This window comes from Streptomyces sp. 11-1-2, from assembly GCF_003595545.1.
GTDB classification, from domain to species: Bacteria; Actinomycetota; Actinomycetes; order Streptomycetales; family Streptomycetaceae; genus Streptomyces; species Streptomyces hygroscopicus_B.
This window is the reverse complement of the sequence record NZ_CP022545.1, coordinates 4,766,836-4,779,182: the sequence shown is the minus strand read 5'-3', so window position 1 is coordinate 4,779,182 and position 12,347 is coordinate 4,766,836. Positions and strand designations below refer to the sequence as shown.

Sequence of the window (12,347 nt, the reverse complement as noted above, 5' to 3'; positions counted from 1 at the left end):
GGAGCCGCACATCGGCACAGCCCCGCGCCCCTTCGGGGCGCACCCGAACTGCACCGGACTTCAGCGAGGCCGCTTGGGGCGCCTGCGGAAGAGGCCGCGGGAGGGCCCGCCGCCCGCGCCTCGCCGTCCGCGGCGCGGGATTGTCCGAGACGTGTAACAGAGGGATCCCTCCCCGCCCCAACTCCATCCTCATGTTTGCGAAAGCGACACAGGAGACATGGGGAGCGAGGCGGACATGGCGCGGCACCGGATCATGGGGGCGAATGGCCGAGTGGTGGTGGCGGCATTGGGCGTGGCGGGAGTGACCGCCCTGGCCGCCGTGTGGACCGCCCAGGCCGGAACCGTCGCGGGGCCGGGTGCGTCACCGACGTCGAAGCCGACGCCGATCGTGGGCCAGACCTCGAAGCCGGACCCCGAACTGCCCGCTCCCGTGGTCAACATGGACATGGCCCACGCCTCCGACAAGGGCGCCAAGGGCGTCAACATCACGATCGACGACGGTCCGGATCCGACCTGGACCCCGCAGGTCCTCCAGGTGCTCAAGGCCAATGGCGTCAAGGCCACCTTCTGCATGGTCGGTCCGCAGGCTCAGGCCCACCCGGACCTGGTCAAGGATGTGGTCGCGGACGGACACCGGCTGTGCGACCACTCCATATCGCACGACACGACGATGGGCGGCAAGTCACCGGCCTACCAGTCCAAGGAGATCCTCGACGCCCAGCGAATGATCACCAAGGCGTCAGGGGGCGTCAAGCCGCTCTACTACCGTGCCCCGGGCGGTGCGTTCACCCCGTACAGCCGTCAGATCGCCGCTTCGCAGGGCATGCGGCCGCTGGGCTGGAACGTGGACTCCGAGGACTTCAAGCAGCCGGGGGTCGCGGCCATGGTCAACACCGTCAAGAACGAGATCTCCAGCGGCCCCACCGTGCTCTTCCACGACGCGGGCGGCGACCGCAGCCAGACGGTCGAGGCGCTGCGCCAGGTCCTGCCGTGGCTGAAGCAGCAGGGGTACAGCTTCGGTTTCCCGGTGCGCTGACGGTCGTTCCCGCGGCCCGCGTCCCCACGGACGGGGACGCGGCCGGGCCCTCTCAGGCCGGGAATGGACCCGTCAGCGCGGGCTCGCGCTCGCCCTCGCGGGCCGCGAACGGGCACTGCCAGTCCGCGGGCTTCGGGCGGCCGGAGTAGCGGCGGGCCTCGGAGAGCTGCCCGTACTCGAGCAGGTTGGGGTTTATATCGCCCTGGAGCTGGATGTCCTGCTTGCGGATCTTCTCCACGAGGCGGTCCCACATCTCGGCGCCCTTGATGCGGTCGAACTGCTCATGCGAGTTGAAGGCCAGCATCGGGAAGGGAGGGCGGCGGCCCCAGCGGCGGTGGGTCTCGTGCAGCCCGATGACGAAGAAGGGGTGACCGGCGACGCTGTAGGCGAACTCGTCGGCTTGCGGATCGGACGAACAGCCCTCGGCCCAGCGATAGGACCGGGCGTCCTGCTCGTGGAGTAGCTGGAGCTGTTCCCACAGCAACTCCTCGAACCGCAGCTCATCCACCCCGCGAGGCCGCTCGAAGGTCGCGATGAAGCTCGTGAACGACCGGTGGCTCCAGTCGGCCGAGTCCACGAAATCCGCGAGATCGAATGCCATATGCCGGGCCGAATCCTCGGACCCCATCAGGTCGTAGTGACGATGGGTGATGCCACCCTTGCGCCAGGCGGACCGTCCCGCCAGGCAGGCGAACCGGTCCCCCAGGATGAACCGCTCCACCTCGTCACGTGCGTCCACTGTCATGGCGAGCCTTCCTTCCAACTACGTGCCTCCTCGCCGGGAGCTCATCTCCTTCGCCACATTCGAAGGCGCTCACAGAGAACCTGCGCACCTCGCGTGGTGTGGTCCGGCACCCGGACCACCGGCCGTCCGGTCAACCGCCTCCCGATCCGCCCCCAGGCGGCGGTCGTCAACCGTACGTAGCCGACGCGTCCATAAGGCGTCGGCCGTACGTAGCCGACGCGTCCGTAAGGCGTAGGCCGTGGGCGCCCCGTCGTCGCGGGGCGCCCGTTTTCCGTGCCCGGCTTTCGGGCTCGGCTTCCGTGCTCAGCGCATGGCGGCGGCGCTCAGTACGGGGCGGTCGTACTCGGCCGGGCGGCCGGGTTCGAGCGCGGGGCGGCCGGGTTCGAGCGCCGCCGCCACCACCGGGCCGATCCGGGCCAGGGACTCCTCCCGCATCATCCGGTAGTGGTGGTCGGGGACGCCGTGCACCGTAAGGGCGCCGTCCACGAAGGAGAGCCAGGCGTCCGCCACATGCAGTGGATCGCGCCGGTAGCCGGGGATCTCCTCCATGGCCCGGAACACCAGCATGTCGCCGTGGAACCGGTCGGGCGCGAACTTCCGCATCAGCTCCTGGTCGTTGAGCAGGATGTCGAGCAGCGGGAAGCTGGTCTCGCCCTCCAGCAGCCGGGCGGGCAGCCCGGTCTCCCGGCAGAGGTCCGCCACCAGGTCGGCGGTGCCGTCCGCGCCGTCGGGGTGCGCCCGCAGCCAGCCCGGGGCGAAGATGTCGCCGCCCCCGATGTCGTCGAGCAGCACCCCCAGCCACTGACGCTTGCTGAGCTCCGGTGCCTCGGGCAGCGCCTGGGCGTTGTCGGGGTAGGCGTCGACCACGGCCAGCACGGCGACCTCCTCGCCCTCGGCCTGCAGCCGGGTGGCCATGGCGTGCGCGATCAGCCCGCCGAAGGACCAGCCGAGCAGATGGTACGGACCGGCCGGCTGGACGGTCCGGATCTGCCGCAGATAGTCGGCGGCCATCTCCTCGACGCTCGCCGGGAGGACGTCCGGTTCGGTCAGCCCGCGCGCCTGGAGGGCGTACACCGGCTGGTCCGGGGCGAGATGACGGAGCAGCCCGGTGTACGACCAGCCGAGACCGCCGCCGGGGTGGACGCAGAATAGCGGCGGGCGCCGCCCCTCGCCGCGCAGCGGCAGCAGGATGTCCAGCGGCTGCTGCCGCTGCGCCTCGGCCGGTCCCGTGGCGTCCAGGCGGGCCACCAGCCGGGCGACGGTCGGCGCCTCGAAGAGGTCGCGCATCGACAGCTCGGTGGCCAGCGTGGCGCGGGCCTGGCTGGCCAGCTTGGAGGCGAGCAGCGAATGGCCGCCGAGCAGGAAGAAGTCGTCGTCGATGGTGACGCCGTCGACGCCCAGGACCTCGCCGAAGAGCGCGCACAGCGTCTCCTCGCGTGGGGTGCGGGGCGCCCGGCCGCCCGTGGCGGCCTCGAAGGAGGGCGCGGGCAGCGCGGCGCGGTCCAGCTTGCCGTTGGCGTCCAGGGGGAGGGTGCCGAGGACCACGACCGCGCTGGGCACCATGTGCTCGGGCAGCACCTCGCCCAGCGCCTCGCGGGCCGTGGCGGCGTCCGGCGGGGTGTCCCCGGCGGCCGTCACATAGGCGACCAGTCGCTGGTCGCCGGGCCGGTCGGTGCGGATCGCCGCGGCGGCCTCGGCGATCTGGGGGAGCGTCCGCAGCGCCGCCTCGACCTCGCCCAGCTCGATGCGGGAACCGCGGAGCTGGACCTGGCCGTCGGTGCGGCCCACGTACTCGACGTCGCCGTCCGGCAGCCGGCGGGCCAGATCGCCGGTGCGGTACATCCGGGTGCCGGGCGGGCCGTAGGGGTCGGCGACGAACCGCTCGGCGGTCAGGGCCCGGCGGCCCAGATAGCCGCGGGCGAGCTGGGCCCCGGACACGTACAGCTCGCCGGTGACCCCGGCCGGGCAGGGCTTCAGGGCGGTGTCGAGGACGTACATCCGGGTGTTCCACACCGGCCGGCCGATCGGCACCGGCCCCTCACCGCCGGGCGCGGAGGGGTGGTGGGCGATCTGGATGGTGGTCTCGGTGGGCCCGTAGAGGTTGTTCAGCGGCACGCCGGGGAACCGCTCGTGGAACCGCTCGGCGGTCTCGCGCGGCAGCGCCTCACCGCCGCTGGAGGCCCGCCGCAGGATGCCCGCGCAGGCGTCGGCGGCGGCCGGGTCGGCGAGGAACGCCTGGAGCATCGACGGTACGAACTGGAGCGCGGTGATGCCCTGTTCGCGCACCGTGCGAGCCAGATACGCCGGATCCTTGTGGCCGCCGGGCTTGGCGACCACCAGGGTCGCGCCGCTGAGCAGCGGCCAGAAGAACTCGCAGACCGAGGCGTCGAACCCGGCCGGGGTCTTCTGCAGCATCCGGTCCCCGGGGGTGAGGCCGTAGGCGTCCTGCATCCACTCCAGGCAGTTGGCGACGGCCCGGTGGGGCACGAGGACGCCCTTGGGGCGGCCGGTGGAGCCCGAGGTGTAGATGATGTACGCGGGGTGCTCGGGGTCGATCGCCACCGCCGGAGCGGAAACGTCTCCCGCGCCCCGGGCGCCGGTGATGTCCACGACGTCCAGCAGCAGCCGCCCCACACCGTGGCGCGCGGGCAGGGCCCCGGCGCTGTCGGCGCGGGTGACGACGAGGGCGGGGCCCGCGTCGTCGAGCATGTACGCCAGCCGCTCGGCCGGGTAGTCCAGGTCCAGGGGCAGATACGCGGCCCCCGTCTTCAGCACCGCGATCAGCGCGATGACCAGGTCGGCGGAGCGGGGCAGGGCCACACCGACGGTGCGCTCGGGCCCGGCGCCGCGTGCGATGAGCACCCGGGCCAGCCGGTTCGCCGCCCGGTCCAGCTCCGCGTAGCTGAGCACGGTGTCATCCACTGTGTCGGCGCAGACCAGGGCCCGGGCGTCGGGAGTCCGGGCGGCCTGGGCCGCCAGCAGCTCCGGGAGGAGGGCGCCGGAGGTCGGATGCGCCGTCTCGCCCGGCGCGCCCAGGACCCGCCGGCGCTCCTCGGCGGACAGCAGCTCCATGGAGCCGACGGTGCGCTGCAGGTCGGAGATGTCGGAGAGGGAGCGCAGCAGGCCGAGATAGCGCTCCCGGTGGGCGATGAGGGCGTCCTCGGTGTAGAGGTTGGAATTGGCGTTGAGGTCGATCCGGATACCGGTGCCGTCGGACCGGTCGTATCCCATGATCGAGAGGTCCTCGACGGTTCCGTTGGAGAGGTTGTGGCCCTTGACCCGGTGACCGGCGAAGTGGAAGTCGTAGTCGTACGTCATGATGTTGACGTGCGGGCCGAGCAATCCGTTTCCGCCGTCCGGAAGTCGCAGATCCCGGGCGAGGTCGATACGGCGGTAGCGCTGATGGCGCAGGGCCTGCCTGACTTCCCGTGAGATCTGCCGTATCAGGTCCCGTATTCGCATATCGGCGCGCACCTGGATGCGCAGCGGCACCACATTGGCGAACATCCCCGGAATGGCACGGGCGGTGGCATCGGTACGGCCCGAGACCGGCAGCGTCAGAATGATGTCCGATTTACCGGTCAATCGATGCAGATAAAGGGAGGTCGCTGCGATGATCATAGCCGACCAGTGGGTGGCGTATTTACGCGCGGCGGCCCGCAGCTCGACCGCTTCCTCCTCGGTCAGGTAGGCGGTCTGCCGGAGGACGGTGGAAAGTTCCCTGGTGGGGTGGGTGGAAAGCCGTGCGGGGTGCGGGGAATCGCCGACGTGTTCCAGCCAGTACGCGCGGTCTTTGGCGAAATCCGGCGAGGCCCGGTATTCCGCGTCCTGGTCCACCATCGCCTGGAGGGAGCCGAAGACCGTTTCCCCCTCGGCCGGTTCGGTCCCCGCCATGAGCGCGGTGTACACCTCGGCGGTCCGCCGGCCCAGCAGGGCGGCCGATCCGGCGTCCGAGACGATGTGGTGGGTGCCCTGGTACCAGAGGAAGCGCTCGGGCTCCACCTTCAGCAGGGCGAAGGAGAACGCGGGGTAGTCGCCCAGCCTGAGCGCCCCCGTGGCCAGGTCGTTCTTCATCCACCGCTCGGCCGCGGCCCAGGGGTCGTCCTCGCCGGTGAGGTCCAGCTTCGGCAGCTCCCAGTCGGTCACCGGGTCCAGGATCTGCCAGGGCTCCCCGTCGTCCTCGCCGACCCGCACGTTGTAGGGCTCGGCCTCCGCCACGGCCCGGCGCAGCGCCCGCTCGAATATCTCGGTGTCTATCGGTCCTTGTATCTCCAGGTACTCGCCGACCCTGAAGGTGGTGCTCTCCGGCGGCTCCAGCTGCTCAATGAACCAGATCTCACTCTGGCCGGTCGAGAGCGGCAGACGGGCGGCCGGTGCGGCGGGCTGCACATTTCCCCCATTGAGGATGGAACCACGGTCGAAAAAGGTGCCTGTCGACCGGGAGTCGTTTTCCACGCGGCCGCAGGCACCACACTGACCCTATGAGACGCAATTGCACTCAGTGAGGGGGTCAGGAGACCGTTCGGTGGCGAGAGTGTGAAAATCGCCGAAGCCCTAGGGATTTACCTGGGGTATCCCGGTGCCGAGACGGCTGGATGGCGTGGATGAGCATGCGTCAGGAGGGCGCGTGTGTCCAGAGCATGTCCGAGAGTTCACCGAGCGGCAACGCATTGCGCGGACGCCCATGAGGGCGCCCGCGCAAGGTGTGCGGAGGCCGTGACGGGAATCGAACCCACGTAACTCGATTGAGCGCTTCGGCCGGCGAGTCCGAGAGTTCTTGGCGAGCCGGTTTGCGTCCACGGCCCGGCATGCCTTCCCGAGGGCGACGAACGGACTTCCTCGGCCCTCCCCGCCGGCCGCCGCCCCGTGCGACCTGCCCGGCACCGCCGCAGGAGTACCGTGGAGACAGACACCAGGGGTGGCGCCAAGGCGGGAAAAGACGTGGCGGAAGCGGAGACCGACTACGCGGCGGTGTTCCAGGCCCTTCCCGGGGCGGTGGCACTGCTGACCCCGCGGCTGATCTACGCGGACGTGAACGAGGAGTTCCTGCGGACCTTGGGCCGCACCCGCGAGCAGGTCATCGGCAGCTACCTGCCCGACGACTTCCGCGACAACCCGGACGACCCTGCCGCGGCCGTCGTGCCCAACATTCAGGCGTCACTGCTCCGGGTGGCGGAAACCGGTGAGCGCGACACCCTGGCGCTGCAGCGGGCCGACGTGGAGAACCCTGACCGGCCCGGGGTACGGGAGGAGCGGTACTGGACCTGGACCAACGTTCCCATCTTCGGTCCGGATGGGCGGGTGGCGCTGCTGCTGCATCGGGTGGAGGAGGTCACCGAACTCATCCGCGCCCGCGAAGTCGCGCTGAGCCTGCAAGAGGCCATGCTGCCCGTTTCCTGCCCGGTCGGGCGCCACCAGGCGGCCGTACGCTACCGGCCCGCTGTCGACACGTTGCACGTCTGTGGCGATTGGTACGACCTGGTCGACCTGCCCGGCGACCGCATCGCGATCGCCGTCGGCGACGTTGTCGGCCACGGTCTGTCCGCGGCCAAAGTCATGGGACAACTGCGCAGCGCGCTCAGCGCCGCCTGCCGCGCGGCCGACGGTCCTGACGGGGCCCTGGAAGTCCTTGGGCTGTACGCCCGCTCCATCGCCGGTGCTGAGAACACCACAGTGGCCACGACGTTCGTCGACTGGGGCACCCACACCGTCACCTACAGCAGCGCCGGCCACCCTCCACCGGCCCTCCTGCGGAGGGACGGCACCGTGGAGTTCCTGGACCGGGCCACCGACCCGCCACTCGGAGCCCGTCCTGAACACGCCTCCCGGCCCCAGGCCACCGCGCCCTTCACCGAGGGCGCCGTCCTCGCGCTGTACACCGACGGCCTGATCGAACGCCGCAGCGAAGACATCGACACGGGCCTCGCGCGGCTCGCCGATTCCCTGGTTCGCCACCAGGCAGCCGACCCCGAAGCTCTCGCCGACGCCCTGCTGGCCGACCTGCTCCCGCCCGGCGGAGTCACCGACGACACCGCCCTGGTCGTCGAGCACCTGTGACCCGGCCCGCCACCTCCGCGGCAGTGCGCGCTGTTCGGACAACACGGGCGCCTGAGCACGGGACTGGCCAACTGGAGCGCCAACTGGCTTACCGATGGAGAAGTGAGACGGACAGGACCAAGGGGGCACCCCGCAATGGCACTGTCCCTGCACTTACCCCGTTCAGAACTGGAGGCCGTGGCGGGAATCGAACCCACGTAACTCGATTTGCAGTCGAGCCCCTCAACCACTCGGGCACACGGCCGACGTCGTGCTCTGTTCCCGACGATAGGACGGGGCTGGGGCGGGCACAACGCCGAGGCGGGGGCTGCCATACGACTGACACACTGCGTTCATGGCCGCCGGATACGCCCGCCCGGGTACGCCCGCTCGGGGGCGGCCGGGCCCCGGCTCACGGCGCGGGGCGATCCGCCAGGAAGTCCTCGACCACCTGGCGGAAGAGATCCGGGTCGTCGACCCACGGATAGTGGCCCACCCCGGGCAGGGGCCGCACGTGCCCGTCCGGGAAGGACTCGGCGACCAGCTCCCCGGCCCGCATCCCGGTCACCGCGTCCCGGTCGCCGGTGATCGCCAGCACCGGGCACGGCACCTCGCGCAGCCGGGCCAGCACCGCGCGCCGCCCCGCCTCGTCGACGCCCTGCCAGAAACCGGCCCGCGGCACCGGCCCGAGCTGCTCGCCCTCGCTCTCGGCGTGCGCCCGCTGGGGCTCCTCCCAGCGGCCGTACGCCATGGGGGCGGCCTGCAGCAGCAGCCTGCGCACCTCGGCGAGGTCGGTGGTGTCGGGCAGTAGCTGGACCGCCGCATACGCCTCCTGCCACCAGGGCTCGTCGGAGCGGGACTCGAAGATCTCCCGGGCGTCCTCGGGGAGTTCGCCCTGCAGCCGCGCGCCCGGGCAGACCACGATCAGCCGGCCGAGCCGCTCAGGGTGGGCGGCCGCGTACGCCTGGGCCGTCGCGGCGGCCGCGTCATGGGCGAGCAGCGGGAAGCGGGCGAGGTCCAGATGGCGGCGGAGCGCCTCGAGGTCCTCGGCGAGCCCCGGGAAGGCGTAGCCACTGGGGTCGACGGCGGGCGGGGAGTCCCCGGTGCCGCGGCTGTCGGGGATGACGAGGGTGTGATGGGCGTTCAGTCCGCCGAGGTCGCCCAGATACGCGGCGCTGCGCCCCGGCCCGCCCGCCAGGCAGATCAGCGGCGGCCCCGCTGAGCCGTCCCGGGCCTCCAGGACGCGGTAGGCCAGCTCGGTTCCGTCGTACGAGGTGTAGTGCGGCATGGAGTCAGCTTGCCCCAGCATCGTCATCTTGACCGTGCTTGACCGGGGGCGTGGTGTGCCGGGTGTGGCGCATGGGCCGTGGGCGGCGGTCCGCGTGACGCAAAAGCTTCGGTTGGGGTGATCTTGTGCGAACCCAAATTACGCTTATGGTTTCCGTCCGCTTCTCCGTATGATGCGAATGTGTTCGATTCCCGGCACGTCAAGACGTTCCACGAGGTGGTCCGCTCCGGCTCCTACTCCGGAGCCGCCCGCGCGCTCGGCTACACCCAGCCGGCCATCACCCAGCAGATGAAGGCGCTGGAACGGGCCGTCGGCAGTCCACTGTTCATCCGGGTCGGCCGCGGGATGCGGCTGACCGAGGCGGGGGAGACCCTCGCCCGTCACGCCGACACCATCCTGACCAGCATCTCCACCGCCCAGCAGCAGATGAACGCCATCACCCGGCTGCGCTCGGGCCGAGTGCGGGTCTGCGCCTTCCCCAGCGCCAACGCGACCCTCATCCCCGAGGCCATGGCCCGGCTCGCCGCCGCCCATCCGGGGGTGCGGGTGGAGCTGCTGGAGGGCGAGCCGCCGGACTCGCTGGGGCGGGTGGTGCGCGGGGAGTGCGACATCACGCTCGCCTTCACCTATCCGGGGCTGCGCGAGGAGACCCCCGCCGAGCTGGTGGAGATCCCGCTGCTGGAGGACCAGCTGACAGTGCTGCTGCCGACCGGGCATCCGCTGGCCAGACGGCGGGCGGTCAAGCTGGCGGAGCTGAGCGAGGAGCGCTGGATCGCCGGGTGCCTGCGGTGCCGCGCCAACTTCCTGCACGAATGCGCGGAGCAGGGCTTCGCCCCGGACATCGCCTTCACCACCGACGACAATCTGGTGGTGCAGAGCATGGTCGCGGCCGGGCTCGGCGTGGCGATGATGCCGGGGCTGGTGCTCTCGTTCCTGTGCCATCAGAAGGTCACCGGGCGCGCCCTGGACCCCGCCTCGCGCCGCCATGTCTCGGCGTATGTGCTGCGCGAACATCTGGAGATACCGGCCACCGCGCGGGTGCTGGAGGAGCTGAAGACGGTGGCGGGGAACCGGGTCGGATGCTGAGCCCGGCCGTGCGCTGACCGCCTGTCCATAAGCGCCATCCATAAGCAGATCTTGGAGACAGCTCAACAACCTGTCGTTGGACGTGATGGAGCGGGCGGCAGGACGCTGCCACCATGAGCACCCCGACCGCGTATCCGTCCTCCCGTCTTCTCACGGCACGCCTCGGCGAGTTCGTCGGCGACGTCCGCGAGGCCGTCGACCGGGGGCTGGCGCCCGATGTGACCGCCTATCTGGTCGGCGAGCGGCTGGCGCCCCACCTCGGCGCGGCCGATCTGCTCACCCCGGGGCAGCGCGAGGGCGACCCCGACCGCTACCGCCAGCACGTTCTGCACGCCGAGCCCGACGGCAGCTTCTCGATCGTCGCGCTGGTGTGGCTGCCCGGCCAGCGCACGGCGATCCATGACCATGTGTCCTGGTGTGTGACCGGCGTCCACGAGGGCGAGGAGCACGAGCGGCGCTACCGCCTCGTGCCCGACGGTCCGGGCTCGCGGCTGATCGCGGTGGAGGACGTGGTCAACCCGCGGGGCGCGGTGTGCGGTTTCGCGCCGCCCGGAGATATCCACAGGGTGTGGAACGCCTGCGGGACGAAGGCGATCTCGATCCATGTCTACGGGGCGGACATCGCCCGCCTGGGCAGCAGCGTCCGGCGGGTCTACGACCTTCCGACGGCGGACGAGGCCCACGGCCTTTCGACGGCGGACGGCCAGTGACGCTGACCGCCGCGCCCGGCCGGGCGCGGCAGGCCGCCGGATGGCGGCCGCCCGCCACCGCGTACGGGCTCGGGCTCGCCGCGGCCGGGGTCGCGACCGCCTGGGGCGTCCACCGGCTGCTCCCCGCCGTACCTCTGCTGACCGCCGCCGTGGTGCTGGGCATCGTCGCAGCCCATCTGCCGGGGGCGCGCGGACTCGTCCGGGGCGTCTGCCGCGCCGGCCTCTCCTTCGCCGGGAAGCGGCTGATGCGCCTCGGCATCGTGCTGCTCGGTCTCAAGCTCAGCCTGAACGATGTGCTGGGCCTCGGCTGGGCCACCGTGGCGATGGTCCTGGGCGTCGTCGCGGCCACCTTCTGCGGCACCTGGTGGCTCGGCCGCCGGATGGGGCTGCGCGGCGATCAGCCACTGCTGATCGCGACCGGCTACTCGATCTGCGGGGCCTCCGCCATCGGCGCGGTGAGCGAGGTGTCGGAGAGCGATGAGCGCGATGTGGCCACCTCCGTGGCGCTGGTGACGCTGTGCGGCACGCTCGCCATCGCCGTCCTGCCGCTGCTTCAGCACCCCTTGGGGCTGGACGACGTGGCGTTCGGCAGGTGGGTGGGCGCGAGCGTGCACGACGTGGGCCAGGTCGTGGCCACCGCGCAGACCGCCGGGCCGGCGGCACTGGGCGACGCGGTGCTGGTCAAGCTGGTGCGGGTGGCCCTGCTCGCCCCGCTGGTCGCGGCGCTCGCGACGTCCGTACGGGTGCGGGAGCGCGCCAAGGCGGCGGCGGGCGAGGGGACGGCGGCGGGCGAGGCGGCGAAGCGGCGGCCGCCGCTGGTGCCGCTGTTCGTCCTCGGCTTTCTCACGATGACCGCCCTGCGCAGCACGGACCTCCTGTCCACCGCCGCGCTGGACACCGCCGCCACGGCCCAGGAACTCCTCCTCGCCGCCGCCCTCTTCGGCCTCGGCAGCGCCGTCCACCTCCCCTCACTCACCCGCACCGGCGCCCGGGTCGCGGCGCTGGGGCTGTGCGCATGGGTGGTGATCGCGGGGGCGTCGTACGCGGGGGTGCTGCTCACCACGTAGGGCCGGGGGCGGCCAGGGGCGCCGGGCTACGGCGAGGCCCGGAGCGCCGGGCGCGGCCGGGAGCGCGGGCACGCGGCCCCAGGGCCGGGGCCAGGGGCGCCGGGGGCGCGGCCAGGGGCGCGGTCAGGGCCCGGGGGCTGCGGCTCGGGCGCCGGGGCGCGGCCAGGCCGAGGGTGCCGGGCGCGGCCCGGGGGCGGAGTGCGGCCGGGGCCCGGGGGCGCGGCGAGGGATGCCGGGGGCGTGGCGAGGGCCCGGCGGGGTACGGCCAGGGGTGCCGGGAGCGTGGCGAGGGCCCGCAGGGCGGGGGCCAGGGGCGCCGGGGGTACCGGGGGCGCGGCCAGGGTCGGGGGTGCGGCCAGAGGCCGGCGTGCGGCAAGGG

Annotated in this window: 8 protein-coding genes and 2 tRNA genes; 5 read left to right on the top strand and 5 right to left on the bottom strand. The window is 72.1% G+C overall.

Annotation, left to right across the window (positions count from 1 at the left end; all coding sequences use genetic code 11):
* Positions 1-235: 235 nt before the first annotated feature.
* A complete protein-coding gene (locus CGL27_RS19935; RefSeq protein ID WP_119994463.1) occupies positions 236-1,036 on the top strand; it encodes a polysaccharide deacetylase family protein in 801 nt (266 codons plus the stop codon).
* A gap of 52 nt (positions 1,037-1,088) precedes the next feature.
* Here CGL27_RS19935 and gntA read toward each other — a convergent pair whose 3' ends face one another.
* The 3 genes from gntA to CGL27_RS50115 all read right to left on the bottom strand — a co-directional run bounded on the left by gntA (position 1,089) and on the right by CGL27_RS50115 (position 6,585).
* Positions 1,089-1,781: a guanitoxin biosynthesis heme-dependent pre-guanitoxin N-hydroxylase GntA gene (gene gntA, locus CGL27_RS19930; protein WP_119989028.1), complete on the bottom strand. Its 693-nt coding sequence runs from the start codon at positions 1,779-1,781 to the stop codon at positions 1,089-1,091.
* Between the two features lie 303 nt (positions 1,782-2,084).
* Positions 2,085-6,170, bottom strand: coding sequence for an amino acid adenylation domain-containing protein (locus CGL27_RS19925; RefSeq protein ID WP_240450571.1), 4,086 nt, complete (start codon positions 6,168-6,170; stop codon positions 2,085-2,087).
* 322 nt (positions 6,171-6,492) lie between these two features.
* Positions 6,493-6,585 (bottom strand) — tRNA-OTHER (locus tag CGL27_RS50115).
* A 137-nt stretch (positions 6,586-6,722) separates the two neighbouring features.
* Between CGL27_RS50115 and CGL27_RS19920 the strand changes: the two genes are divergently transcribed.
* Positions 6,723-7,838, top strand: coding sequence for a SpoIIE family protein phosphatase (locus tag CGL27_RS19920; protein WP_119989024.1), 1,116 nt, complete (start codon positions 6,723-6,725; stop codon positions 7,836-7,838).
* Between the two features lie 169 nt (positions 7,839-8,007).
* On the opposite strand, the gene CGL27_RS19915 is transcribed toward CGL27_RS19920, so the two are convergent.
* A tRNA-Cys gene (locus CGL27_RS19915) sits at positions 8,008-8,082 on the bottom strand.
* Positions 8,083-8,229: 147 nt separating this feature from the next.
* Positions 8,230-9,105 (bottom strand): alpha/beta hydrolase, encoded by an 876-nt coding sequence (locus CGL27_RS19910; protein WP_119989022.1) that lies wholly within the window; start codon positions 9,103-9,105, stop codon positions 8,230-8,232.
* Between the two features lie 180 nt (positions 9,106-9,285).
* Here CGL27_RS19910 and CGL27_RS19905 point away from each other — a divergent pair, with 180 nt between their 5' ends.
* From CGL27_RS19905 to CGL27_RS19895, 3 genes are all read left to right on the top strand, one after another.
* Complete coding sequence (locus CGL27_RS19905) at positions 9,286-10,191, top strand: LysR family transcriptional regulator (RefSeq protein ID WP_119989020.1); 906 nt, start codon at positions 9,286-9,288, stop codon at positions 10,189-10,191.
* Between the two features lie 113 nt (positions 10,192-10,304).
* The gene (locus tag CGL27_RS19900) at positions 10,305-10,901 is read left to right on the top strand and encodes a cysteine dioxygenase family protein (RefSeq protein ID WP_119989018.1); all 597 of its coding nucleotides are present in this window, start codon (positions 10,305-10,307) and stop codon (positions 10,899-10,901) included.
* The gene (locus tag CGL27_RS19895; RefSeq protein ID WP_119989017.1) at positions 10,898-11,968 is read left to right on the top strand and encodes a putative sulfate exporter family transporter; all 1,071 of its coding nucleotides are present in this window, start codon (positions 10,898-10,900) and stop codon (positions 11,966-11,968) included. The genes CGL27_RS19900 and CGL27_RS19895 overlap by 4 nt, the downstream gene beginning before the upstream one ends.
* Positions 11,969-12,347 lie beyond the last annotated feature (379 nt).